The sequence below is a fragment of the Streptomyces sp. Q6 genome (assembly GCF_036967205.1).
GTDB classification, from domain to species: domain Bacteria; phylum Actinomycetota; class Actinomycetes; order Streptomycetales; family Streptomycetaceae; genus Streptomyces; species Streptomyces citrinus.
The window spans coordinates 4,710,750-4,736,428 of the sequence record NZ_CP146022.1; the positions used below are offsets into that span (position 1 = coordinate 4,710,750).

General features: G+C 71.7%; 19 protein-coding genes, 1 rRNA gene and 1 pseudogene. 15 read left to right on the top strand and 6 right to left on the bottom strand.

From position 1 onward, the window contains the following. The first annotated feature begins 89 nt into the window (after positions 1-89). The gene (locus V2W30_RS22070; RefSeq protein WP_338698997.1) at positions 90-1,898 is read left to right on the top strand and encodes a sensor histidine kinase; all 1,809 of its coding nucleotides are present in this window, start codon (positions 90-92) and stop codon (positions 1,896-1,898) included. Further along, a complete protein-coding gene (locus tag V2W30_RS22075) occupies positions 1,886-2,566 on the top strand; it encodes a response regulator transcription factor (RefSeq protein WP_338698999.1) in 681 nt (226 codons plus the stop codon). Before V2W30_RS22070 ends, V2W30_RS22075 begins: the two co-directional genes overlap by 13 nt. A gap of 43 nt (positions 2,567-2,609) precedes the next feature. Here V2W30_RS22075 and V2W30_RS22080 read toward each other — a convergent pair whose 3' ends face one another. Continuing rightward, complete coding sequence (locus tag V2W30_RS22080; RefSeq protein WP_338699001.1) at positions 2,610-3,272, bottom strand: phosphatase PAP2 family protein; 663 nt, start codon at positions 3,270-3,272, stop codon at positions 2,610-2,612. 188 nt (positions 3,273-3,460) lie between these two features. Here V2W30_RS22080 and V2W30_RS22085 point away from each other — a divergent pair, with 188 nt between their 5' ends. Beyond that, positions 3,461-4,282, top strand: a complete 822-nt coding sequence (locus tag V2W30_RS22085; protein WP_338699003.1) for a hypothetical protein — start codon at positions 3,461-3,463, stop codon at positions 4,280-4,282. Positions 4,283-4,722: 440 nt separating this feature from the next. Here V2W30_RS22085 and disA read toward each other — a convergent pair whose 3' ends face one another. Continuing rightward, positions 4,723-5,844, bottom strand: a complete 1,122-nt coding sequence (disA, locus tag V2W30_RS22090) for a DNA integrity scanning diadenylate cyclase DisA (RefSeq protein WP_338699005.1) — start codon at positions 5,842-5,844, stop codon at positions 4,723-4,725. A gap of 91 nt (positions 5,845-5,935) precedes the next feature. Beyond that, positions 5,936-7,345, bottom strand: coding sequence for a DNA repair protein RadA (gene radA, locus V2W30_RS22095; protein WP_338699007.1), 1,410 nt, complete (start codon positions 7,343-7,345; stop codon positions 5,936-5,938). Between the two features lie 221 nt (positions 7,346-7,566). Here radA and V2W30_RS22100 point away from each other — a divergent pair. Then, positions 7,567-9,281 (top strand): annotated as a pseudogene (locus V2W30_RS22100) (BACON domain-containing protein). A 12-nt stretch (positions 9,282-9,293) separates the two neighbouring features. On the opposite strand, the gene V2W30_RS22105 reads toward V2W30_RS22100, so the two are convergent. Beyond that, on the bottom strand, positions 9,294-10,157 hold the full coding sequence (locus V2W30_RS22105) for a hypothetical protein (RefSeq protein WP_338699009.1): 864 nt from the start codon (positions 10,155-10,157) through the stop codon (positions 9,294-9,296). A gap of 80 nt (positions 10,158-10,237) precedes the next feature. Between V2W30_RS22105 and V2W30_RS22110 the strand changes: the two genes are divergently transcribed. The 4 genes from V2W30_RS22110 to ilvD all read left to right on the top strand — a co-directional run bounded on the left by V2W30_RS22110 (position 10,238) and on the right by ilvD (position 14,971). Beyond that, on the top strand, positions 10,238-11,170 hold the full coding sequence (locus V2W30_RS22110) for a Ppx/GppA phosphatase family protein (protein ID WP_338699011.1): 933 nt from the start codon (positions 10,238-10,240) through the stop codon (positions 11,168-11,170). Between the two features lie 364 nt (positions 11,171-11,534). Next, positions 11,535-12,359: a sugar phosphate isomerase/epimerase family protein gene (locus V2W30_RS22115; protein WP_338699013.1), complete on the top strand. Its 825-nt coding sequence runs from the start codon at positions 11,535-11,537 to the stop codon at positions 12,357-12,359. Continuing rightward, the gene (locus tag V2W30_RS22120) at positions 12,356-12,976 is read left to right on the top strand and encodes a TetR family transcriptional regulator (RefSeq protein WP_338699015.1); all 621 of its coding nucleotides are present in this window, start codon (positions 12,356-12,358) and stop codon (positions 12,974-12,976) included. Before V2W30_RS22115 ends, V2W30_RS22120 begins: the two co-directional genes overlap by 4 nt. A 141-nt stretch (positions 12,977-13,117) precedes the next feature. After that, a complete protein-coding gene (gene ilvD, locus V2W30_RS22125) occupies positions 13,118-14,971 on the top strand; it encodes a dihydroxy-acid dehydratase (protein ID WP_338699016.1) in 1,854 nt (617 codons plus the stop codon). Positions 14,972-14,978: 7 nt separating this feature from the next. Here the strand turns inward: ilvD and V2W30_RS22130 are convergent, their stop codons facing one another. Beyond that, the gene (locus V2W30_RS22130) at positions 14,979-17,150 is read right to left on the bottom strand and encodes a serine/threonine-protein kinase (RefSeq protein WP_338699017.1); all 2,172 of its coding nucleotides are present in this window, start codon (positions 17,148-17,150) and stop codon (positions 14,979-14,981) included. Between the two features lie 172 nt (positions 17,151-17,322). Between V2W30_RS22130 and V2W30_RS22135 the strand changes: the two genes are divergently transcribed. The 3 genes from V2W30_RS22135 (at position 17,323) to V2W30_RS22145 (ending at position 19,188) form a co-directional block, all read left to right on the top strand. Next, positions 17,323-17,709 carry a peptidase gene (locus tag V2W30_RS22135; RefSeq protein ID WP_425244580.1) on the top strand — a complete coding sequence of 129 codons (387 nt, stop codon included), beginning with the start codon at positions 17,323-17,325 and terminating at the stop codon, positions 17,707-17,709. A 56-nt stretch (positions 17,710-17,765) separates the two neighbouring features. Beyond that, the gene (locus V2W30_RS22140) at positions 17,766-18,281 is read left to right on the top strand and encodes an EamA/RhaT family transporter (protein WP_338699018.1); all 516 of its coding nucleotides are present in this window, start codon (positions 17,766-17,768) and stop codon (positions 18,279-18,281) included. 112 nt (positions 18,282-18,393) lie between these two features. Next, complete coding sequence (locus V2W30_RS22145; RefSeq protein WP_338699020.1) at positions 18,394-19,188, top strand: class I SAM-dependent methyltransferase; 795 nt, start codon at positions 18,394-18,396, stop codon at positions 19,186-19,188. Here V2W30_RS22145 and V2W30_RS22150 read toward each other — a convergent pair. Beyond that, the gene (locus V2W30_RS22150; protein ID WP_338699022.1) at positions 19,166-20,626 is read right to left on the bottom strand and encodes a SulP family inorganic anion transporter; all 1,461 of its coding nucleotides are present in this window, start codon (positions 20,624-20,626) and stop codon (positions 19,166-19,168) included. The two genes, V2W30_RS22145 and V2W30_RS22150, sit on opposite strands and share 23 nt — an antisense overlap. Before the next feature lie 222 nt (positions 20,627-20,848). Between V2W30_RS22150 and V2W30_RS22155 the strand changes: the two genes are divergently transcribed. The 4 genes from V2W30_RS22155 (at position 20,849) to V2W30_RS22170 (ending at position 25,572) form a co-directional block, all read left to right on the top strand. Beyond that, positions 20,849-21,661 carry an ABC transporter ATP-binding protein gene (locus tag V2W30_RS22155; RefSeq protein ID WP_338699024.1) on the top strand — a complete coding sequence of 271 codons (813 nt, stop codon included), beginning with the start codon at positions 20,849-20,851 and terminating at the stop codon, positions 21,659-21,661. A 17-nt stretch (positions 21,662-21,678) separates the two neighbouring features. Next, positions 21,679-22,422, top strand: coding sequence for an ABC transporter permease (locus V2W30_RS22160; RefSeq protein WP_338699025.1), 744 nt, complete (start codon positions 21,679-21,681; stop codon positions 22,420-22,422). Between the two features lie 102 nt (positions 22,423-22,524). Next, positions 22,525-23,349, top strand: coding sequence for a pyrroline-5-carboxylate reductase (proC, locus tag V2W30_RS22165; protein WP_338699027.1), 825 nt, complete (start codon positions 22,525-22,527; stop codon positions 23,347-23,349). A gap of 697 nt (positions 23,350-24,046) precedes the next feature. Continuing rightward, positions 24,047-25,572: ribosomal RNA gene (locus tag V2W30_RS22170) — 16S ribosomal RNA — on the top strand. The last annotated feature ends 107 nt before the right edge of the window (positions 25,573-25,679 follow it).

The following is a 25,679-nucleotide window of genomic DNA, read 5'->3' on the forward strand; positions in this document are numbered from 1 at the left end:
ACGGACGTCGGGGCGCGGGAGCCCCGAGGCGTCCACCCCTGACGATCGGCAGGGGCGGCGGCGTTGCCCGCGCTTGTACCGTCGATGAGGTGAACGTCCGCCCGTCACTCGCCGCCGCTCTTTCGGGGAAGCCGCTCCGCGCGGTGCCGCTCCGCCGCCGGACCGTCCTCGCCGACCTGGCGCTCTGGGCGGCGCTCACCGTGCCCGTGCTCGCCGTCGAGGGACTGCACCTGCACGAGCCCGACAGCACCTGGCAGCAGCTCGCCGGGATCGCCGCACTCGGCGTGGCCACCGCCCTGCACCGCCGCCGCCCCGCCGTCGCCTTCCTGATCGCGGCCGCACCGGGCCTCGCCGTGGCGTCGTCCCTGTTCACACTCTCGTACGGGTGCGCGCTCGCCGCCTTCGCGTACCTGATGGGGCTGCGCCCACCCACCGCCCGGCCCCGCCCTTCCACACCTTCTCCGGAAGCCGCTCCGCTGGAAGCCGCCTCGCTAGCAGGTGCTCAGCTAGAAGGCGCTCAGCCAGCAGGTGCTCAGCTAGAAGGTGCCCCGCTAAGAACCACGCGGCTTGAAGCTGAGCCAAGAGAAGCCGAGCCAAGAGAAGCCGCTCCGTTCACCCCGGCCTCCACCCTGCGCCCCTCTCTGCTCGCCTTCGCCGCGCTCGCCGCCACCGGCACCGTGAAGATCGCCATCCGGCAGGTCGACCCGGCCGCGGAGTGGCTCGTCCTCATGGGCACGCTCCTGTTCGGCGCGGTCTTCCCGTGGCTGATCGGCCGCTACTGGCGACAGAGCCGCGAGCTGACCGCCGCCGGGTGGGCCAGGGCCGAACAGCTGGAGCGCGAGCACCGCATCGTCGCCGACCGCGCGCGGCTGCGAGAACGCGCCCGCATCGCGCAGGACATGCACGACTCCCTCGGCCACGAGCTCAGCCTCATCGCCCTGCGCGCGGGCGCCCTCCAGGTCACCCCGGGGCTCGCCGACCCGCACCGCACGGCCGCCGCCGAACTGCGCGCCGCCGCCTCCGACGCCACCGACCGGCTGCACAGCATCATCGGGCTGCTGCGCGAGGAGGACGACGAGCCCGCGCCGCTCACCCCGCCCGGCGAGACCGTCGCCGAACTGGTCGAGCGGGCCGCCGAGTCCGGCCTCCCCGTACGCCTCCTGAGCGCGCCCGCCGCCGACGACCGCACCCTCTACCGCGTCGTCCAGGAAGCCCTCACGAACGCCGCCAAGCACGCGCCGGGCGCCCCCGTCACCGTGGCGACGGAGCAGGACGGCGGCGCGGTCACGGTCACCGTCACCAACGGACGCCCGCCCCGCGCCCCCGCCGCCCCGCCCGGCAGCGGCACCGGGCTGCTCGGCCTGCGCGCCCGGATCACCGCGCTCGGCGGCACGTTCGACGCGGGCCCGCACGGCGACGGCTTCCGCGTCACCGCCCACCTGCCCGCCCCGGGCACCCCACGGCCGGGAGCCGCCGCGTTCGCGCACGCCCGCCGCACGGCCCGACGCCACGTCAGCCTCGCGTTCGGCGCGGCCGCCGTCGCGGGAACCGTGCTGATCGGCGGCTCGTTCACCTGGTACGCGTACACGAAGACGCACGCCGTCCTCACCCCGCAGGCGTACGCGCAGCTGCGCATCGGCACGCCCCTGGCCGACGTGGAGTCCCGGCTGCCCGCGCGCACGATCAGCGACCCGCCCGTCGAGCGCGCGCCCACCCCGCCGCCCGCGCACGCGGACTGCCGCTACTACCGGGCGAGCGGCGAACTGTTCGTGCCCGTCGAGCACTTCAGGCTCTGCTTCGCCACCGAAGGAAGCCACGCGCTCATCGGCCGGGCGGTGATCCCCAAGGCGGGCACCGCCGACCAGGTACAGGAAGAGGAGCGCGAATGGGCGCGGTAGACGACGCGGCCGGCCGCCGGATCAGGGTCCTGCTCGCCGACGACGAGGCGATGGTCAGGGCCGGGGTCGGCGCGATCCTCGCCGCGGGCGGCGACTTCGAGATCGTCGCCGAGGCCGCGGACGGCCGGGAGGCGGTCACCCTCGCCCGTGCCCACCGCCCGGACGTGGCGCTGCTCGACATCCGCATGCCGCGCCTGGACGGCCTGGCGGCGGCCGAGGAGATCACGGCAACGGTGCCGGGCACGGCGGTCGCGATGCTGACGACGTTCTCCGAGGACGCGTACGTGGCGCGGGCGCTCGGCGGCGGCGCGACCGGCTTCCTGCTCAAGTCAGGCGACCCGCACGAACTGATGGCGGGCGTACGGGCCGTGGCGGACGGCGCCGCGTTCCTGTCGCCGAAGGTGGCCCGGCACGTCATCGACGGGCTCGGCGGCGGCCGCCTCTCCCGGGAGGCGGCCGCCCGGCAGCGCGTGGCGGCGCTGACCCCGCGCGAGCGCGAGGTCCTCGGCCTGGTCGGCGCGGGCCTGTCCAACCCGGAGATCGCCGCGCGCCTGCACCTCGTCGAGGGCACGGTGAAGGCGTACGTCAGCGCGGTCCTCGACCGCCTGGAGGTCAAGAACCGTGTCCAGGCGGCGATCGTGGCCTACGAGGCGGGCCTGCTGACGTAGCGCCACATGAGCTGCCGTCAGGACCCGCCGCGGGCGCAGGGGTTCAGCGGCGGTGCGAGCCGCGCCGCGACCGTCCCTCGGCCGCCCCGTACCCGGCTCCCGCGGGGCCCGGCCCCGCGAACCAGCGGGCCAGCCCGTTCCCCGAACCGCGCATCGCCTCGGCCACCCGCGCTCCCGGCCGCGTCAGCAGTCGTACGACGAGGAAGGCCATCAGGGTGCCGAGCAGCAGGCCGGCCGCGACGTCGTGCGGGTAGTGCACGCCCACGAAGACCCGCGAGAACGCCATGAGGATCGCCATCGGCACGGTCAGCCAGCCGATCGCCGGCCAGGCGAGCGCGAGACCCACGGCCGCCGCGGCGGCGATCGTCGCGTGGTTCGACGGGAACGACCAGTCCCCGTAGACAGGGCAGTCGACGAGCGACGGCAGCGCCCCCGACACGGCCCGGCAGGGCCGCTCCTCGTCGATCCCCGACTTGATCAATTCGCTGCACACATACGCCACCGCCGTGGCCAGCGGCGCGAGCACCGCCACGGCGAGGGCCCGCGGGTCGCCGCGCCGCGCCCGCCACCAGGCGACGACGAAGAGCACGGCGAACAGCAGCAGACCGAGTTCCGTCCACACCTCCATCAGGTGCTGGAACCACGAAGGAGTGTCGTGGGCGAAATCGGTGATGTGACGATAGAGATCGGAGTCGAAGGTTCCCATGGTCACGGACAGTACGTAATACCCGGGCCTCGTCACATCCCGCGATGGTCGGGAGCGCCACCTGACGAAAGACAGGGGTGCCGAAACGGCGTCAAACCGCGCGCGCGTGATGATGATCCGGAAAACTCGCCGCACGAGGCGGCGGGTGGGCACCGGACAACGGCCCGATCTCTCGTAAGGTTTGAGCCGTGGGATCACTGCGCAATCCGATCGGGCCGCTTCCCTCCTCCATCTATTGGCGCCGGAGGGTGGTTCTGGCGTCCACGGTGGCGCTCCTCGCGTTGCTGATCGTATGGATCGTCAACTGGGGTGGCGGGGGCGGGAACAACGGCGCCGGCGGGTCGAACGGCAAGCACCCGACGGAGTCCATCACGCCCGGACCCTCGGGCTCCGGTCCCGCGATCAGCGAACATCCGGGCGGGCGCGACACGTCGGGCGGCTCGGGATCGGGCGGTGGCTCCGGCGACGGTTCCGGTGACGGATCGGGCGACGGGGCCGGTGACGGTTCCGCGGGCTCCGGCGGTGCGGACGACTCGGCGGGCGGCGACGGTGGCGGCTCCGCCGCCGGCACGTCCTCCGGCGACCAGGTCCCGGCCGGTTCCAGCCTGCCCGACTGCACGGCCGGAGGCGTCTCGCTGACCGTGCGCAGCGTCCACAACTCGTACAGTCCGGGCGAGAAGCCGAAGATCGAGCTGATCGCGAAGAACTCCACGGACAAGTCCTGCAAGGTCGATCTCGGACCGAAGGTCGCGGTCGTGACGATCACCAAGGCGGACGGCGACAAGAAGTTCTGGTCGTCCGAGGACTGCCCGTCCGGCGCCGGCAGCGTGCTCCTGCGGGTCCCCGCGGGCGGCAAGGTCTCGCAGACGCTGACGTGGGACAGGCAGCCGAGCGCACCGCAGTGCGCGACGCCTTCGGCGGGATCCGCGGGCGCCGGGACGTACCTGGTCGAGGTGAAGGCCGCGCAACTGGCGGGAACGCAGACGTCGTTCGTCCTGAAGGCCGACTGACCACGTCAGGCCGCGCCGGCCGAGCCCCGACGCTGTCCGTTGCCGGACCGGGGTCGAGCTCCGACGCTGTCCGATGCCGGACCCGGGCCGAAGGCAGGATCCGATCGATGCCGGATCGGGGCTGAGCTCCGGCGCCGTCCGTTGCCGGACCGGGGTCGAGCCCCGACGCCGTCCGATGCCGTACCCGGGCTCAGGCCAGGCTCTGATCGACGTCCCGCCGGTGCCGAAGCCGGGCCCCCAGCCGCAGCCAGGCCGAGGCCGCCGCCATTCCGAGGCCAGAGCCTGCCAAGAGCAGAAGCGGCCCGTCATGGACGTCAGTCTCTGGCCGACGTCACGCCGTGCTTGAAGAAGCGCCCCGGCCGACGCCCCGCCCGGTTCGAAGTCGCGCCCTGGCCGAAGAACCCTGCCCAGGCCCAGCGCCCAGCGCCGAGTGCCAAGCGCTAGACGTACCGCTCCAGGATCGACGACTCCGCGAGCCGTGACAGGCCCTCGCGCACGCTGCGGGCCCGCGCCTCGCCCACCCCGTCCACCGTCTGGAGGTCGTCGACGCTCGCCGCGAGCAGCTTCTGCAAGCCGCCGAAGTGCTCCACGAGACGGTCGATGATGGCGCCCGGCAGCCGAGGAACCTTCGCCAGGAGGCGGAAGCCGCGCGGCGACACCGCCGAGTCCAGCGCCTCCGGCGAGCCCGTGTACCCCAACGCCCGCGCCACGATGGGCAGTTCGAGCAGCTCACCGTGATGCAGCGAGTTCAGCTCGGCCAGCGCCTCGTCGACCGTGCGCGAGCGCTTGGCCGTCGGCTCGGGCACATAGTCCCGTACGACGAGCTCGCGCTCGGGCTCGACGCCCGCGATCAACTCGTCCAGCTGGAGGGCCAGCAGGCGCCCGTCCGTACCCAACTCGACGACGTACTCGGCGATCTCGGTGGCGATGCGGCGCACCATCTCCAGACGCTGCGCGACCGCTGTGACGTCCCGGACGGTGACCAGGTCCTCGATCTCCAGGGCGGAGAGCGTGCCCGCGACCTCGTCGAGACGGAGCTTGTAGCGCTCCAGGGTCGCGAGGGCCTGGTTGGCGCGGGAGAGGATCGCCGCCGAGTCCTCCAGGACGCGGCGCTGCCCGTCCACGTAGAGGGCGATCAGCCGCATCGACTGGGACACGGAGACGACCGGGTAGTTGACCTGCTTGCTGACGCGGTCCGCCGTGCGGTGCCGCGTGCCCGTCTCCTCGGTGGGGATCGTCGGGTCCGGCACCAGCTGCACGCCGGCCCGCAGGATCTTGTCGAGGTTCGAGGAGACGACGATGCCGCCGTCCAGCTTGCACAGCTCGCGCAGGCGCGTCGCCGTGAACTCGACGTCGAGGATGAAGCCGCCGGTACACATCGACTCGACCGTCTTGTCGGAGCCGAGGACGATGAGCCCGCCCGTGTTGCCGCGGAGGATGCGCTCCAGACCGTCCCGCAGGCCCGTGCCGGGCGCCACCGCGCTCAGCGCGGCGCGCATGAGGCCGTCCGCACTGGAACCGCCGGACTTTCCGGGAGCTGCCGCCCGGTCGTTGGCTGCCACTGGACTCCTCCGGATCGCAGGCTCTGGTCGCGGACTCTTCGTGCCCAGGAGTTCGTCGCGTTCGTACGCACGGGCGAGACCAGGGCAAAGTCTACCGGCGCTCCTCCGTCTCCCGTGGGGCCTCTCGGCGACGGCCCTTCGGCAGCACCCGCAGCGCGTCCCCTATATCGGCGACTTCCAGGACCTTCATACCGGCCGGAACCTTGCCCGGGTCGCTCGGGACGAGGGCGTGCGTGAAGCCGAGCCGGTGCGCCTCCGCGAGCCGTCGCTGCACGCCCGTGACCCGTCTGACCTCGCCCGCGAGGCCTACTTCTCCGATCGCGACCAGGTTCTTCGGCAGCGGGGTGTCGCTCGCGGCCGACGCGAGGGCGAGCGCGATGGCCAGGTCGGCGGCCGGTTCGGAGAGCTTCACGCCACCGACCGTCGCGGAGTAGATGTCCCTTTTGCCCAAGGCGCTGATCCGGCCGCGCTGTTCGAGCACGGCCAGCATCATCGAGACGCGGGAGGTCTCCAGGCCGGACGTGGTGCGCCGGGGGGAGGGGATCTGCGAGTCGACCGTGAGCGCCTGGACCTCGGCGACCAGCGGGCGGCGGCCCTCCAGGGTGACGGTCAGGCAGGTGCCCGGGACCGGCTCGGCGCGCCGCGTCAGGAACAGACCGCTCGGGTCGGCGAGGCCCGTGATGCCCTCGTCGTGCAGCTCGAAGCAGCCGACCTCGTCCGTCGTGCCGTACCGGTTCTTGACGCCGCGTACGAGACGCAGCCGCGCGTGCCGGTCGCCCTCGAAGCTGAGGACGACGTCCACCAGGTGCTCCAGGAGCCGTGGTCCCGCGATCGCGCCGTCCTTCGTGACGTGGCCCACGAGGAGCGTCGACATGCCGCGCTCCTTGGAGGCGCGGATCAGCGCGCCCGCGACCTCGCGGACCTGTGCCATGCCGCCGGGCGCGCCGTCGATCTCCGGTGACGCCACCGTCTGCACCGAGTCCAGGATCAGCAGCGACGGCTTCACGGCGTCCAGGTGGCCGAGGACGGCGGAGAGGTCGGTCTCCGCCGCCAGGTACAGGTGGTCGTCGATGGCCTTGATGCGGTCGGCGCGCAGCCGCACCTGGGACGCCGACTCCTCGCCCGTCACATAGAGGGTCTTGTGCTCCTCGCTCGCCGACTTGGCCGCGACATCGAGGAGCAGCGTGGACTTACCGACGCCGGGCTCGCCCGCGAGCAGGACCACCGCACCCGGTACGAGACCGCCGCCGAGGACGCGGTCGAGCTCGGGCACGCCGGTGGAGCGGGCCGTCGCCTGCCTGCCGTCCACCTGGCCGATCGGCACGGCGGACGTGGTGACGCGTCCCGGGGCGGTCGTGCGCACCGCGGGGGCGCCGTACTCCTCGACCGTCCCCCACGCCTGGCACTCGCCGCAGCGGCCCAGCCATTTGGCCGTCTGCCAGCCGCACTCGGTGCAGCGGTACGACGGTCGGTCCTTCGCGGATTTGGTACGGGCAGCCATGCACCGAACCGTAACCGGCCCCACTGACAATCCCGCCAAGCTCGCCAATCCCGCCAGGCCCGCCGAGCCCGCCGAAGCGATCGGTATCCGTCGCCCCGCGTAGCCGCACTGGCCACGGAATATGAGCTTCCTGTCCCCTTTTGAGGGATCGTTTCACCCGTAAGGATTAAATGTACTCAAGGGGGCGGAAGGGGCCCTGCCCGCCGCCTACGGTCGCACGGGTGATGAGCAGCAGGCCGGAACCCCCCACACAGACCACCGGCGCACACCGGGCGCACCGCGCCGGGGCGAGGCGCCCGTCGCCGCGCGCTGTTGCGCAGCGCCCGCCCGCTCGCTACGAGCCCTGTCTGGACGGCCTGTTCACCTACTGCCTCTCCGTCCTGTGCGACCACGACGAGGCGATCGCCGCCCTCGGGGACGCCCTGGCGCTCGCCGAGCGGCGCGGCTCCCGCGGCCCGGACGCGCAGGCCGACCACCGGTCCTGGCTGTACGCGCTGGCCCGCTGGTCCTGTCTGCGCCGCCTCGCCGAGGCCAAGCGCAAGCGACAGGGGCGCACGCGAGCAACCGGCGCGCCCCTGAGTCCTCGGACGACGCCACTTCCGTGGACGTGCCGCACGACGGCCTCCTCCAGGAGGAGCGGCGGCGCCAACTCGCCCTCCTGGCCTGGCCGGAGGCGGCCGGGACGACCCCGAGCAGCGCGAGGCGCTCGAACTGGCGGTGCGGCACCAGCTGTCGCCCCACGAGGTCGCCGCCGTTCTCGGCAGCGACCCCGGCGCCACCCGCGAGCTGCTCTCCGCCGCCGCCTGCGAGGTCGAGCGGACCCGCGCCGCGCTCGCCGTCGTCGAGACCGGCACCTGCCCCAGCGTCGCCCGCCTCACCGGCGACAATCAGCTGCTGCTGTCCGCGGCCCTGCGCCGCGAGCTCGTCCGGCACGTCGACGACTGCCCGCGCTGCCGCCGCACCGCCGAGCGCGCCACCCCGGCGCCTGGCCCGGCACCACCGTGACCCCCGCCGCGCTGCCCCTCGCGCAGGCCCCGCGCGCCGCCCTGCACCACGCGATGCACGCCCCGCACTCCGGCGCCCCGCGCTTCGACCGGCGTGGTTTCCCGATGGACCCCAAGGACCGGGCCGCGCGCAGGGACCGGCTCCGCGCGCGTGCCGTCACCACGACGGTCGTCGCCACCGTGGTCGCCGCCCCCGTTCTCGCCCTGTGGGCCGCGTACCGAGGTGCGCCGCTGACCGGCGAGGGTCCGACGGGCGCTCGATCAGCGCGGGCGAGGCGGGCGGCCCCGGCGGGCTCGCGGGCGAGGAGCGGCCGGACGCGTACGAGAACGCGGGGAACGCGAGCACCACCCCCGACCCCCGCTTCACCGCGGGCAGCCGCTCACCGGACGTCTCGGTGGAAGTGATCTCGCCGCCCACGCGCGCGGGCACGGGCCCCGGCCGGCTCACCGTGGAGGCGCAGCCCAGCGGCGGCGCGACGCTCATCACGCTGACCGCGTCCGGGAGTTCGGCCGTCCACTGGTCCGCGTACACCGGGGCGTCCTGGCTCTACCTGAGCCAGACCTCGGGCACGCTGCGGCCGGGGGAGTCGTTCACGATCCAGGTGTACGTCGATCACGACAGGGAGCCGGCGGGGCACTGGTCCGCACGCATCGGCATCGACCCGTCCGGTGCGGTCATCTCCCTTGAGGGATACGGCAGTTCGGGTGGCGGTCAGCATCCGGGACCGGACCCGACGCCGAGCGACCCGGGCACCACGGACCCCGGTCCCGACCCCGATCCGACGCCGAGCGACCCGGGGACGACGGACCCCGACCCGACGCCCAGCGACCCCACGCCCTCGGAGCCCGACCCGACGCCCACGGACTCCTCGCCCGCGCCCGCCGACCCGTCGGGCCCCGGGGACTCGACGTCACCGACGCAGTCCCCGTGAGCCGACGCGGTGCTACGCGGGGTCCGCCGGGTGCGGGGCGACCAGCGGCAGGCCCTTGGGCAGGGCGGCGAGGCGCTCCTCGCACAGCTCGACCAGCTTGTCGTAGCCGGCCGCGCCCATCAGCTCGGTCAGCTCCGGGCGGTACGAGACGTAGACCGGGTCGCCCGCGCCGTGCGCCGACGTCGCCGACGTGCACCACCAGTGCAGGTCGTGGCCGCCGGGGCCCCAGCCGCGGCGGTCGTACTCGCCGATCGAGACCTGGAGCACCCGCGTGTCGTCGGGCCGGTCGATCCACTCGTAGGTCCGCCGGATCGGCAGCTGCCAGCAGACGTCCGGCTTCGTCTCCAGCGGCTCGCGCCCTTCCTTGATCGCGAGGATGTGCAGCGAGCAGCCGGCGCCGCCCTCGAAACCGGGGCGGTTCTGGAAGATGCACGACCCGTTGTACGGGCGGGTCTGACGCTCCCCGTCCTCGTCCTTCGACACCCACCCCGTCTCCGTACCGACGTCGTGGTGCTGCCAGATGTCGGGCGTCAGCCGTGCCACGTACCCGGCCACGCGCTTCTCGTCGTCCTCGTCCGAGAAGTGGGCGCCCAGCGTGCAGCAGCCGTCGTCCGCGCGGCCCGCCTGGATGCCCTGGCAGCCGCTGCCGAAGATGCAGGACCAACGAGAGGTCAGCCATGTCAGATCGCAGCGGAAGATCTGCTCGTCGTCTGCGGGGTCGGGGAACTCGACCCAGGCACGCGGGAAGTCGATCGGCTTCTCGTCGGGCTGCCCCGCCCGGTCCAGGATCGGCTGCGCAGGCTTCGGCTGCTTCTGCTTTGCCGACTTGGTCTTCTTGTCGCTCTTGTCGGCCTTGGCCTTTTTCGTCTTTGGCACCGCTCCAGAGTAAGGGCGTCGAGGGCCTTGCCGGCACCTTGGAGGACAGGCCGCCGCGTCAGCGCAGTAGCGTTCCGTACATGAGACTCGGTGTCCTCGACGTGGGTTCGAATACGGTTCATCTGCTGGTGGTGGACGCGCACCCGGGCGCCCGCCCGCTGCCCGCGCACTCGCACAAGGCCGAGCTGCGGCTCGCCCAACTCCTCGACGAGCGCGGGGCGATCGGTCCCGACGGCGTGGAGCGGCTGATCGACACGGTCAGAGACGCCCTGGTTGCGGCCGAGGACAAGGGCGTCGAGGACCTCCTGCCGTTCGCCACGTCGGCGGTGCGCGAGGCGAGCAACGCCGACGAGGTCCTGGCCCGCGTCAAGGACGAGACCGGCGTCGGCCTGCGGGTGCTCAGCGGCGAGGAGGAGGCGAGGCTCACGTTCCTCGCGGCCCGGCGCTGGTTCGGCTGGTCCGCGGGCAAGCTGCTCGTCCTCGACATCGGCGGCGGCTCCCTGGAGATCGCGTACGGCATCGACGAGGAGCCGGACGCCGCGGTGTCGCTGCCGCTCGGCGCGGGCCGGCTCTCCGCCGCGTGGCTGCCCGGCGACCCTGCGGACCCGGCGGACGTGAAGGCGCTGCGCCGGCACGTACGGGCCCAGATCGCGCGGACGGTGGGGGAGTTCAGCCGATTCGGGGCGCCCGACCACGTGGTCGCCACGTCGAAGACGTTCAAGCAGCTCGCGCGGCTCGCGGGAGCGGCCCGCTCGACCGAAGGGCTGTACGTACAGCGGGAGTTGAAGCGCAGATCCCTGGAGGACTGGGTGCCCAGGCTCGCCGGGATGACCGAGGCGGAGCGGGCGGAGCTGCCCGGCGTCTCGGAGGGCAGGGCCGGGCAGTTGCTCGCCGGGGCGCTGGTGGCCGAGGGCGCGATGGACCTGTTCGGCGTGGAGACCCTGGAGGTCTGCCCGTGGGCACTGCGCGAGGGCGTGATCCTGCGCCGCCTCGACCACCTGCCGGGCACCTAGACCGCACGGCGCGCGCGGGGCGGATCGCGTAAGGGTCGCGGTTCGTCTGTGCGGCGGGTCACGTGGGTCCGCGGTTCGTCTGTGCGGCGCATCGCGTAAGGGCCGCAGTCCGTCTGTGCGGCGCATCGCGTGAGGTCCGCGGTCCGTCTGTGCGGCGGGTCACGTGGGTCCGCCGTTCGCCCGTGCGGCGGGTCACGCAGGGCCGTGCTCCGCCCGTGCGGCGGGTCACGCAGGGCCGTGCTCCGCCCGTGCGGCGGGTCACGCAGGGCCGTGCTCCGCCCGTGCGGCGGGTTCCGGCCACAGTGGGCGCGGCACCCCCGGGGCCCGCTCCCCGCGGTGTCGCACGGGCCCGTACTCTGTCTCCGTGGCAGAACCAGTGGTGCGCATCCCGGATGCGAAGGTCGCCCTGTCGACGGCCTCGGTCTATCCGGAGTCGACGGCGACGGCCTTCGAGATCGCCGCACGCCTGGGTTACGACGGCGTCGAGGTCATGGTCTGGACCGACCCCGTCAGCCAGGACATCGAGGCGCTGCGCCGCCTCAGCGACTACCACCACATGCCGATCCTCGCGGTCCACGCGCCGTGTCTGCTGATCACGCAGCGGGTCTGGTCCACCGACCCGTGGGTCAAGCTCCAGCGGGCGCGGGCGGCCGCCGAGAAGCTCGGCGCGTCCACCGTCGTCGTCCACCCGCCCTTCCGCTGGCAGCGCCAGTACGCCAGGGACTTCGTCACCGGGGTGTGGCGCATGGCCGACGAGACGGATGTGCGGTTCGCCGTAGAGAACATGTATCCCTGGCGCTACCGGGACCGGGAGATGCTCGCGTACGCCCCCGACTGGGACGTCACGAAGGACGACTACCGGCACTTCACCGTCGATCTGAGCCACACCGCGACCGCGCGGACCGACGCGATGCAGATGATCGACCGCATGGGCGACCGCCTCGGACACGTGCACCTGGCCGACGGCGGCGGATCCAACAAGGACGAGCACCTCGTCCCCGGCCGCGGCACACAGCCCTGCGCCGAACTCCTGGAGCGGCTCGCGACGAGCTCCTTCGACGGGCACGTGGTCATCGAGGTCAACACCCGGCGTGCCATGTCCAGCGCCGAACGCGAGGCCGACCTCGCGGAGGCCCTCGCCTTCACGCGCCTGCACCTCGCTTCGGCGGTGCGGGTGCCGCGTTCATGACGACCGAGCCGGTACGGCGCCGAGGGCGCCCCTCCCGTACGGGCGGCGGGGACGGACCGGGCACCCGGGAGCAGATCCTGGACGCGGCCCGCGAGGAGTTCGCCGCGCGGGGCTACGACAAGACGTCCGTACGCGGCATCGCCAAGGCCGCCGGGGTCGACCCGGCGCTGGTGCACCACTACTTCGGGACCAAGGAGCAGGTGTTCGCCGCCTCGATCGAGGTCGCGTTCGCCCCGGCCTTCGAGGCACCGGCCGCCGTGGAGGAAGGGCCCCTCGACGGGGTCGGGGAGCGGCTGACCCGGTTCATCTTCGGGGTGTGGGAGAACCCGGCGACCCGGGCCCCGCTCCTGGCCATCGTGCGGTCCGCCGTGAACAACGACGTGGCGGCCGGCGTCTTCCGCAGGCTCGTCGCCGCGCAGGTGCTCGCCCGGATCGCCCAGCGGCTCGACCTGCCGGAGGAGGAGGCCGAACTGCGTGCCTCGCTGGCCGCGGCGCAGCTGGTGGGGACCGCGATGCTCCGCTACGTGATCAAGGTGGAGCCGCTGGCCTCGGCCGGGGCGGAGGACCTCATCGCCCGGATCGCGCCGGTCGTGCAGGGGCATCTGACCGGGACGTGAGGGGTCTGCGCTGAGACGGGCGTCCCGGAATGCGGACGGCCTGTCCAGATCTTGGAGCCGCGGCGTAGGCTCGCAAGCAGCATTTCTTCTGTACTTGCCTGAATTTCCCTGTCCTCGAAGGTCCCTAAGGAGCGAGCGACGATGCCCGAGCTGAGGTCCCGCACAGTCACCCACGGCCGCAACATGGCGGGCGCACGCGCCCTTATGCGCGCCTCCGGTGTACCCGGTGCGGACATCGGCCGGAAGCCGATCATCGCGGTGGCCAACTCCTTCACGGAGTTCGTGCCCGGACACACGCACCTGGCCCCGGTCGGCCGCATCGTCAGCGAGGCCGTCACGGCCGCCGGCGGCATCCCGCGCGAGTTCAACACGATCGCCGTCGACGACGGCATCGCGATGGGCCACGGCGGCATGCTGTACTCCCTGCCCTCCCGCGACCTGATCGCCGACTCGGTCGAGTACATGGTCGAGGCGCACTGCGCGGACGCCCTGATCTGCATCTCGAACTGCGACAAGATCACGCCCGGCATGCTGATGGCGGCGCTCCGCCTCAACATCCCGACGGTCTTCGTCTCCGGCGGCCCGATGGAGGCCGGCAAGGCCACCCTGGTCGACGGCACGGTCCGCAAGCTCGACCTGGTCAACGCGATCAGCGACGCCGTCGACGAGAGCATCTCGGACGAGGACATCCTCCGTATCGAGGAGAACGCCTGCCCGACCTGCGGCTCCTGTTCCGGCATGTTCACGGCCAACTCGATGAACTGCCTGACCGAGGCCATCGGCCTCTCGCTGCCGGGCAACGGCTCGGTGCTCGCCACGCACACGGCCCGCAAGGCCCTGTACGAGCGCGCGGGTGCCACGGTCGTCGAGCTGACGAAGCGCTACTACGGCGAGGACGACGAGAGCGTCCTGCCGCGCAACATCGCCACGCACGCGGCGTTCGAGAACGCCATGGCGCTCGACATCGCCATGGGCGGCTCCACGAACACGATCCTGCACCTGCTGGCCGCCGCCCGTGAGGCCGAGGTCGACTACAACCTCGACCACATCAACGCGGTCTCGCGCCGCGTCCCCTGCCTGGCCAAGGTCGCCCCGAACGCGGCGCCCACGACCACGTACTACATGGAGGACGTGCACCGCGCCGGCGGCATCCCGGCCCTCCTCGGCGAGCTCTACCGCGGCGGCCTCCTGAACGAGGACGTCCACACGGTGCACAGCCCCTCGATCAAGGAGTGGCTGGACGCCTGGGACATCCGCGGCGGCAGCGCGTCCCCCGAGGCCGTCGAGCTGTGGCACGCGGCCCCCGGCTGCGTCCGCTCCGCCGAGGCGTTCTCGACGTCCGAGCGCTGGGACACCCTCGACACGGACGCGGCCGGTGGCTGCATCCGCGACGTCGCGCACGCCTACTCCAAGGACGGCGGCCTCGCGGTCCTCAAGGGCAACCTGGCCGAGGACGGCTGCGTCGTGAAGACGGCGGGCGTCGACGAGTCGATCTGGACCTTCGAGGGCCCCGCGGTCGTCTGCGAGTCCCAGGAGGAAGCGGTCGAGAAGATCCTCCTCAAGCAGGTCAAGGAGGGTGACGTCGTCGTCATCCGCTACGAGGGCCCCAAGGGCGGCCCCGGCATGCAGGAGATGCTCTACCCGACCTCGTACCTCAAGGGCCGCGGCCTCGGGAAGGTCTGTGCGCTCGTCACGGACGGCCGGTTCTCCGGCGGCACGTCGGGCCTGTCCATCGGCCACGCCTCGCCCGAGGCGGCCGCCGGTGGCACCATCGCGCTCGTCGAGGACGGCGACCGCGTCCGTATCGACATCCCGAACCGCACCATCGAACTGCTGGTCTCCGACGAGGAGTTGGCGACTCGCCGCGAGGCTCTGAACGGGGTCTACGCCCCGAAGAAGCGCGAGCGCAAGGTCTCCGCGGCCCTGCGCGCGTACGCCGCGATGGCGACCAGTGCCGACAAGGGCGCGGTCCGCGACGTCTCCAAGCTCGGCTGACCGACCGTCACCAGTCCTCGGGGTGAACCGCGTTCACCCCGAAGACGCTTCCGTCGGGCGCGCTCCCGTACACCCGCTCGCCCAGCACCACCGGCGCCCCCAGCTCGGCCACGACCCGGTCGGACCGAGCGGCGGGGCGCGGCCCGGTCTGCCCCAAGGGCGTGCCGGTGCGGGGCGAGGTGGCGAGGAGGCGGCCGTCGGGGGCCGTGTAGTAGACCCTGCCGTGTGCCGCCACCGGTCGTGACGGGCGGCTGACCGCGGTGTCCTGCCGCCAGAGCACCGCGTCCGCCGCCGGTGCCGTCGGCCGGGTGTCGACGGCGAGGAGCGTGCCTCCGGCCGCGTAGACGTAGACCGTTCCGCCGCTCTCCGTGGCCTCCGCCTGGTCGACGGGGGTGGGCAGGGCCACGCGGTGCGCCGTCCGGCTCTTCGTGTCGATCCGGACCACCGCGTCGGTCAGCTGACCGCCGTCGACGGACAGCAGATGCACCGCCGCGGCCCCGGCCGAGAACGGGTGCAGCTCACCGCGGACCCGGGTGGACCACAGCGGTTCGCCGTCGCTCGCCGCGACGGCGCTCACGGTCGTGGCGGAGCCGTCGTCCGTCGGCGTGGCCGCGAAGAAGGTCCCGTCGTCCCCGGCGACCCACTGCGTCCCGAGCCCGCCGACGCGCTCCGTCCACCGGGCCCGCCCCGTCACGCTGTCCAGGGCCCTGACCTGCCCGCCGGACGTCACGAGAAGCGTGGTGCCCGGCCCGTGCTCGACGGCCGCGTAGTCCCGCGTGTCCGTGGCCCAACGGACCGTCCCCGTCAGGGGATCGAGCGCTTCGAGACGATGTCCCGCCACGAGGTGCAGCAGCCCGCCGGACACGGTCACGGAGGTGACGGACGCCGCGCTCGCCCGGTGCCGCCACAGCGTCCTGCCGTCCGCCGGGTCGAGGCGCGCGGCGACTCCCGCCGAGGTCACGCAGTACAGGGCGCCCGCGCCCGCCACACACGTGGGCGGAACTCCGTCGGACGAGCCGAGCGGGACGCTCCAGGGCTTGAAGGACGCCGTGCCCTTCGACGTCGGGGCGACCTGGCTCCGGGGACTCCGCGAACTCTGCTGAGCGGACCCGTCGCCGCCCGACGACAGCGCGCCCACGGCCACCGCCGCGCCCCCGGCGATCAGCAGCACGCCGACGGCGGCCGCCAGAATCACCCGGGAACGCGGACCGCGCCGCCGCGTGACCGTAGAAGTGGCCGGCCTGTCCGAGGACGTACGCGCTTCTGGAACCGGACGCGGCTCCGGGGACGGGCCCGCCTCCGCGGACGTCCTCGCTCCCGAAGGCCCTCGCTGAGCCGGTATCCGAGGCGCCGCGGAAGGCTGCCGCAGGGCCTCCATGACCTCGGCGGGGGAAGGGCGCTCGGCGGGATCCTTGGCGAGGCAGCGCCGGATCACCGGCACCAGATCCGCCGGGACCCCGGCCAGATCCGGCTCGTTGTGCACCACCTGGTACGCGACGATGTAAGGGCTGTTCGAGTCGAACGGGCCGCGCCCGGTCGCGGCGTGCGCCAGGACCGCGCCCATCGCGAACACGTCCGCCGCGGGCCCGACCTCGCGCGGCCGCTGGAACTGCTCCGGCGCCATGAACGGCGGCGAGCCGATCAGCTTCCCCGTCTCCGTCCGCAGATCGCTGTCCGCCGGACGCGAGATGCCGAAGTCGATGACCTTGGGCCCGTCGGCCGCGAGCAGCACATTGCTCGGCTTCAGATCGCGGTGGACCACGCCGGCGCGATGGATGTCGCGCAGCGCCTCGGCGAGCCCCGCCCCGAGCCTGTGCACCGCGGCGGAGTCCAGTGCGCCGTTCCGCTTGACCCGTTCCGCGAGGGTGTCTCCGGGGATGAACAGCGTGGCCATCCACGGCAGTTCGGCGGCGGGGTCCGCATCGACCACGGGCGCGGTGAAGGCACCACTGACCCGGCGCGCGGCGCTGACCTCCTGCCGGAAGCGCGCCCTGAACTCGGGATCCGCGGCGAACTCGGCGTGCACGACCTTCACGGCCAGGCGCAACCCCGAGGCGGACGTGGCCAGATGGACCACGCCCATGCCGCCCGATCCGAGACGTTCCTCAAGGCGGTAGCGACCGGCGTACCCCGGATGTTCCGCTTCAGGCTCCGGTCCGGTGCTGCGCAGCGGCGGCATCGTCCACCCCCGTGTTCTGAGTCCGCAAGCGCGACGCACGGAGCCTAGTCGATGGTGCGTGCGATACCGGAGGGGCTTGCTAGCCTGCGCGGGTCGCACGGGGCGACGCCTCCGCCGGCACATCGACGGCGGCGGGACAGAACATCACAGAACATCAACGGGGGTGGCCTGTATGGCCGTTGAGAACGCTACGGAAACGATCGGCGGCAGAGCCGCGGACCCGACGCGCACGCCGGACGCGACGGACGCGACGGCTGTGACGGGTATGACGGAGGCGTCGGCCGCGGCAGAGCTGAGCACCACAGCGGTGGCCCAGCGCTACCCGGTCGCTCCGGGAGTGCGCCTGAAGGTGCGCAGCGGCCCCGGCACCCAGTACCAGCTGCTGCGCGTGCTGCCGCTCGACGCCGCCGTGCCGATCAACTGCCAGAAGCCCGGCGAGTGGATCACGGGCACGTACGGCACGACGAACCTCTGGGACAACATCGGCAACGGCCAGTACGTCTCGGACGCCTACGTGAAGACCGGCAGCGACGGCTACGTGGCCCCGCGCTGCGCGTGACCCGCCCACCGGGGCGGCCCGCGCACACCGCGGGCCGCCCCGGTGATAATCGACCCGTGAGCGACGAAACCGGCACCCCCGCCCCCGGCCCCACCCCTGGCCCCCGCCCCGAGGAGATCCGTTTCTTCGGAACGACCTGGGTCGACCACAGCGGCCACTACGGCCTGCGCCGCGCGGCCGTGGCCGTCGGCGCCCTCGTGGCGGCCGCGGCGGGCTGCTTCGTCCTGCGCTTCGCGTACGAGGGCCTCGCCGTCGCGGACGTCGGCTCCTTCGTGAACGTCCTGGTCGTCGTCATGTTCGCGGTCTGCAGCGCCCTCGCCTTCAGCCGCACCCTGAGCGGCTTCTCCGAGCGCCCCGACCCCGAGAAGCAGGCGTCGCTGCGCGGCTTCATGGCGATCGGCTTCGTCGGCGTCCTGCTCGCGTACGCCCTGCGCTGCCTGACCGAGGCCCCCGGCGAGAAGCTCCGCAGGAAGGAGTACGAGGAGGCGCGCGAACAGTACGAGCGCCGCACCACCCGCCGCACGGGCAACCCCAGCCGCAAGGCCCAGGCAAAGAAGAAGCGCAGGGCCTGAGCCCCCGGGACCCCACCCGAGGGATCTCCGCGCCCGGGAGCCCGCCCCCGACCCCACCCCAGGGCCGACCGGCCTCCTGACAAGACCGTCGGGGCCCCGGCACCATGACGCCATGACGCACGACACCACCGCGGCAGGCGGCGCCGACTTCGCGCTCTCCTTCGACACGGTCGCCACCCAGTACGCCACGGCCCGCCCGAGCTACCCGCCCGAACTCCTCGACACCGTCGAGCAGTTGGCGGGCCTGGACCCCGGCGGCCTGCGCGGCGCCACCGCCCTCGACGTGGGCGCGGGCACCGGCATAGCCACCCGCCTCCTGCGCGAGCGCGGCGCCCGCGCCATCGCCGTCGAACCCGGCCCCGGTATGGGCGCCGAGCTGCGCCGCACCCTCCCCGACGTCCCCCTCGTACGCGCCCTGGGCGACGCCCTCCCGTTCGCCGACGCGAGCGTCGACCTCGTCACGTACGCCCAGTCCTGGCACTGGACCGACCCGGCCCGCTCCGTCCCCGAGGCGCTGCGCGTCCTGCGTCCGGGCGGCGCCCTCGCCCTGTGGTGGAACGTGCCCGACCCGGACGTCGAATGGGCCGCCGCCCAGGAGGCCCGCCTCCAGGCCCGCCTCCCCGGCTACCACGCCCACGGCATCAGCTCGGACGCCCCGCGCCTCATCGCCGGCCTCGGCCTCACCCCCGCCCCGACGCCCGTCTTCCGCCAGCTGCACTGGACCCGCCGCATCCCGGTCGACCTCCACCTGGCCCACCTCGGCAGCCGCTCCTACTTCGCGGTGATGGGCCCGCAGGAGTCCCGCCCGGTCCTGGAGGACGAACGGGCCCATCTGCTGCGCCGGTTCCCCGACGGCGTCGTCGAGGACGCGTACGCCCTGGACCTCACGGTCGTACGACGTCCCTGACCTGCGCCTTCCGCTGATGCCCCGCGGCCCACCCGGCAAGGGCCGCCGCGCACGCGTGATCCAGATGCCGCACTCCGCCGAGATCGAGCCGCACGTCCCGCTCGGCGGGCAGCGCCTCCAGCGCGTCCAGCAGTTTCGGCAGCCGCAGGAACGTCGCGTTCCCCGACACCCGGACGACCAGCGCGTCCTCCTCCAGCGACTCCTGCACCTGTACGTGCACCTGGCTGATGTCCCACGCCGTCTTGGCCACCGCGAGCCCCAGCCCCACCAGCACCCCCTCGAACAGATTCGTCGCCACGATGGCCACCGCCGTCACCCCGAACACCACGGCCTCCCCGCGATGCTCCCGCCACAGCGACCCCACCTCCCGTACGGGAACCAGCTTGGCGCCCGCGTGCACGAGCAGCCCCGCGAGCGCCGCCACCGGCAGCACCCCGAGCGCGGCGGGCACCAGCGCCGCGAACAGCAGCAGCCACACCCCGTGCAGCACCCGCGACGCCCGGGTCCGCGCCCCGGCGCGCACGTTCGCAGAGCTGCGCACGATCACCGCGGTCATCGGCAGCGCGCCGAGCACCCCGCACACGGCGTTCCCCGCACCCTGCGCGATCAGCTCCTTGTCGTAGTCGGTCCGCGGCCCGGAGTGCATCCGGTCCACGGCCGCCGAGCTGAACAGCGTCTCGGCCGACGCGATCAGGGCGAAGGCCAGCACCGTCCCGATCACCCCGACGTCCATGAGCAGCCCGAAGTCGTCCGCCGCCGGCACCCGCACCGCGTCCACGAGCCCCCGCACCTCGACCCGCCGCACGTCGAGCCCGCCCACCCCGGTCACGCCGGACGCGAGGCCGACCGCCACCAGCGGCGCCGGCAGCACCCGCGCACCGGCCCGCCACCGCGGCCACGCCACCAGTACGGCGATGGTCCCTACCCCGAGCGCCAGCGCCACGGGATCGACGGCGCCCGGCAGCGACACGAGTCCGGCGAGCTTCCCCACCCCACTGCCCGGTACGTCCATGGAGGCGTCGCCGAGCGCGTACAGCTGCCCGGCGATCAGCACGAGCCCGATCCCCGCGAGCATCCCCTGCACCACGGCCACCGACACCGCCCGGAACCACCGCCCGAGCCGCAGCACCCCGAGCCCCATCTGCACCGCACCGGCGGCCAGCACGAAGACACCGAGCGCCCCGACGCCGTACGCCCGCACGGCCTCGTACACGAGCACGGTCAGCCCGGCCGCGGGCCCACTGACCTGCAACCGGCTCCCCGGCAGCACCCCGGCCACGAGCCCGCCGACGATGCCGGTGATCAGCCCCAGCTCGGCCGGCACCCCGGAGGCCACGGCGACGCCCACGCACAACGGCAGGGCGACGAGGAAGACAACGATCGAAGCGAACAGATCAGCTCGACGGACCCGCATGACTGGCTTGAGACGAACACGCATGAGAGGCGTACCTCCGGCCTGCACAGTGACAACCCCGCACTGAATTCCATTGTCAGGTAAGGGAGTTGGGCCCGGCGTGCTCGCGCGTTACCGCTCGATGTCGGCGGAAGCACGACCGAAGCGCGGCGCGGGCGCGCGACGCACGCCCCTCCCCGCCCGCACGCCGCCGCGCCCCGCGGCACCTTGACGGAGCCACCCGCACCGGAGGATATTCATCGTGTGATGAATAAACCGTCAGAGTCCTCATCGCCACCACCGGCGGCACCGACATCGCCGTCCGCGCTCGCGCCCGCCGTCCGGGCCACAGGTCTCACCGTCGTCCGCGGCACCGGCCCCGTCCTGCACGGCCTGGACTTCACCGTCCCGCGCGGCCGGATCACCGGCCTTCTCGGTCCCTCCGGCTGCGGCAAGTCCACCCTGCTGCGCGCCCTCGTCGGCACCCAGGCCAAGGTCACCGGCGACCTCACGGTCCTCGGCCACCCGGCGGGCGCCCCGCCCCTGCGCTCCCGCGTCGGCTACGTGACCCAGGCCCCGTCCGTCTACCTGGACCTCACCGTCCGGCAGAACCTCGACTACTTCGCGGCGGTCCTGCTGCCCGGACGCGCAGCCGCCGCCCGCCGCCACGAGGAAGTGGAGCAGGCCCTCACCTCCGTCGACCTCACCTCGCGCGCCGACGCCCTCGCCGGGAACCTCTCCGGCGGCCAGCTCGGCCGCGTCTCCCTCGCCGTGGCCCTCCTCGGCACCCCGGAACTCCTCGTCCTCGACGAACCGACGGTCGGCCTCGACCCGGTCCTCCGCCGTGACCTGTGGAACCTCTTCCACGCACTGGCCGCCGACCGGGGCACCACCCTCCTCGTCTCCTCCCACGTCATGGACGAGGCCGAGCGCTGCCACCGCCTCCTCCTCATGCGCGAGGGCGAGATCCTCGCCGACGACTCCCCGGACGGCCTGCGCACCCGTACCCGCACGGCCACCGTCGAAGAGGCCTTCCTCCACCTGGTCGACGAGGCGAACGCCGCCCGCTCCGCCCACTGACAGCCCCGGGACCCGCCATGAACCCGTACCGCACCACCGCCACCGCCACCGCCACCCGCGTCCTGCGCCAGCTCAGCCACGACCCGCGCAGCATCGCGCTCATGCTGTTCGTCCCCTGCGTGATGCTGTTCCTGCTCCGCTACGTCTTCGACGGCAGCCCCCGCACCTTCAACTCCATCGGCGCCTCGCTCCTCGGCATCTTCCCGCTCATCACGATGTTCCTGGTGACCTCCATCGCCACCCTGCGCGAACGCACGAGCGGCACCCTGGAACGCCTCCTGGCCATGCCCCTGGGCAAAGGCGACCTCATCGCGGGCTACGCCCTGGCCTTCGGCTTCCTCGCGATCATCCAGTCCGCCCTCGCCACGGGCCTGGCCCTCTGGGCCCTGGACCTGGACGTCACGGGCTCGGCCTGGCTCCTCCTCCTGGTCGCCCTGCTCGACGCCCTCCTCGGCACGGCCCTCGGCCTCTTCGTCTCGGCCTTCGCGTCCTCGGAGTTCCAGGCGGTCCAGTTCATGCCGGCGGTGATCTTCCCCCAGCTCCTCCTCTGCGGCCTGTTCGCTCCCCGCGCCACCATGCAGCCGGTCCTCGAAGCGCTCTCGGACGTCCTCCCCATGTCGTACGCGGTCGACGGCATGAACGAGGTCCTGCGCCACACCGACCTCACCGCCACCTACCTCCGCGACGTCCTGATCGTCGCGGGCTGCGTCCTCCTGGTCCTGGTCCTGGGCGCCGCGACCCTGCGCCGCCGCACCCCCTGACCGCCGCGCGCCCGTCCGCCCACCGGACACCCCCATGAACCGGTGCCGCCCCGATGCGAGGATGCGAGCGGACGACGAGCCAGCACAGGGAAGGCCAGCCCCATGAGCCCGCACACACGCCACAAGGTCGCCGTACTCGGCACAGGCAAGATCGGTGAAGCACTGCTCAGCGGAATGATCCGCGGCGGCTGGGCCCCGGCCGACCTCCTGGTCACGGCCCGCCGACCGGAGCGCGCCGAAGAACTCCGCACCCGATACGGCGTTACCCCGGTCACCAACCAGGAGGCGGCGAAGCAGGCCGACACCCTGATCCTCACGGTGAAGCCCCAGGACATGGGCACGCTCCTCGACGAGCTCGCCCCGCACGTGCCGGGGGACCGCCTGATCATCAGCGGCGCGGCGGGCATCCCCACCACCTTCTTCGAGGAGAAGCTCCCGCCCGGCACCCCGGTCGTCCGTGTCATGACGAACACCCCGGCGCTGGTCGACGAGGCGATGTCGGTGATCTCGGCCGGCACCCACGCCACCGCCGCGCACCTCACCCACGCCGAGGAGATCTTCGGCTCGGTCGGCAAGACCCTCCGCGTCCCCGAGTCCCAGCAGGACGCCTGCACGGCCCTGTCCGGCTCGGGCCCGGCGTACTTCTTCTATCTGGTCGAGGCGATGACGGACGCCGGCATCCTCCTGGGCCTCCCGCGCGACAAGGCCCACGACCTCATCGTCCAGTCCGCCATCGGCGCGGCCACGATGCTCCGCGACAGCGGCGAACACCCGGTGAAGCTCCGCGAGAACGTCACCTCCCCCGCGGGCACCACCATCAACGCGATCCGCGAACTCGAGAACCACGGCGTACGCGCCGCCCTCATCGCCGCCCTCGAAGCGGCCCGCGACCGCAGCCGCGAACTGGCCTCCGGCAACAACAGCTGACCCGCGCCCCAGGCCCGGGGCACGCAGTTGACACGCCCCGGGCCCCTACGTAGTGTTCTCCGAGTTGTCCGACGTGAGCACCGACCCCGGTCGGTCCCCGGACAGCCATTCCGCAGGACCCATCACAAACGCTCGACGACTCGTCGTCGTGCTGTTTGCGCATGCTTTTACGGAATGAGGAATCCACGTTCGAAAGAGCGGGACCCCGATTAGCTCGGGAGCCAGGAATCCGCTAAAGTCTCACCAGTCGGAACGGCCCAACAGCCGCAAAGACAAACCCGGTTGGCTGTGAATCAGGCCCGAAAGGATCTGATAGAGTCAACACCGCAGGAAGGCCGAAAGGCCGGAAAGCAAAAAGCAGGACCAGCAAGACCCCGAGGAAATCGGATCGGAAAGATCTGATAGAGTCGGAAACGCAAGACAGCAAGACCGAAGGGAAGCGCCCGGAGGAAAGCCCGAGAGGGTGAGTACAAAGGAAGCGTCCGTTCCTTGAGAACTCAACAGCGTGCCAAAAATCAACGCCAGATATGTTGATACCCCGTCTCCGGCCTTTTCGGGTCGAAGATGAGGTTCCTTTGGAAAAGTCCTGTCGGCCTCTAGTGGGTTGGCAGGCGCACAGCGAGGACGCTGTGAACGACCGGGATTATTCCTCCTGGTTGTTCCGCTCTCGTGGTGTCACCCCGATTACGGGGAAACATTCACGGAGAGTTTGATCCTGGCTCAGGACGAACGCTGGCGGCGTGCTTAACACATGCAAGTCGAACGATGAAGCCCTTCGGGGTGGATTAGTGGCGAACGGGTGAGTAACACGTGGGCAATCTGCCCTTCACTCTGGGACAAGCCCTGGAAACGGGGTCTAATACCGGATACCACCTCTCCTCGCATGGGGGGAGGTTGAAAGCTCCGGCGGTGAAGGATGAGCCCGCGGCCTATCAGCTTGTTGGTGAGGTAGTGGCTCACCAAGGCGACGACGGGTAGCCGGCCTGAGAGGGCGACCGGCCACACTGGGACTGAGACACGGCCCAGACTCCTACGGGAGGCAGCAGTGGGGAATATTGCACAATGGGCGAAAGCCTGATGCAGCGACGCCGCGTGAGGGATGACGGCCTTCGGGTTGTAAACCTCTTTCAGCAGGGAAGAAGCGAAAGTGACGGTACCTGCAGAAGAAGCGCCGGCTAACTACGTGCCAGCAGCCGCGGTAATACGTAGGGCGCAAGCGTTGTCCGGAATTATTGGGCGTAAAGAGCTCGTAGGCGGCTTGTCACGTCGGTTGTGAAAGCCCGGGGCTTAACCCCGGGTCTGCAGTCGATACGGGCAGGCTAGAGTGTGGTAGGGGAGATCGGAATTCCTGGTGTAGCGGTGAAATGCGCAGATATCAGGAGGAACACCGGTGGCGAAGGCGGATCTCTGGGCCATTACTGACGCTGAGGAGCGAAAGCGTGGGGAGCGAACAGGATTAGATACCCTGGTAGTCCACGCCGTAAACGGTGGGAACTAGGTGTTGGCGACATTCCACGTCGTCGGTGCCGCAGCTAACGCATTAAGTTCCCCGCCTGGGGAGTACGGCCGCAAGGCTAAAACTCAAAGGAATTGACGGGGGCCCGCACAAGCAGCGGAGCATGTGGCTTAATTCGACGCAACGCGAAGAACCTTACCAAGGCTTGACATACACCGGAAAGCATTAGAGATAGTGCCCCCCTTGTGGTCGGTGTACAGGTGGTGCATGGCTGTCGTCAGCTCGTGTCGTGAGATGTTGGGTTAAGTCCCGCAACGAGCGCAACCCTTGTTCTGTGTTGCCAGCATGCCCTTCGGGGTGATGGGGACTCACAGGAGACCGCCGGGGTCAACTCGGAGGAAGGTGGGGACGACGTCAAGTCATCATGCCCCTTATGTCTTGGGCTGCACACGTGCTACAATGGCCGATACAATGAGCTGCGATACCGCAAGGTGGAGCGAATCTCAAAAAGTCGGTCTCAGTTCGGATTGGGGTCTGCAACTCGACCCCATGAAGTTGGAGTTGCTAGTAATCGCAGATCAGCATTGCTGCGGTGAATACGTTCCCGGGCCTTGTACACACCGCCCGTCACGTCACGAAAGTCGGTAACACCCGAAGCCGGTGGCCCAACCCCTTGTGGGAGGGAGCTGTCGAAGGTGGGACTGGCGATTGGGACGAAGTCGTAACAAGGTAGCCGTACCGGAAGGTGCGGCTGGATCACCTCCTTTCTAAGGAGCACTTCTTACCGGGTTCGCTCGGTCAGAGGCCATTACGTCGGCAAATGTTCGACGGTGGTTGCTCATGGGTGGAACGTTGATTATTCGGCACACTTGAC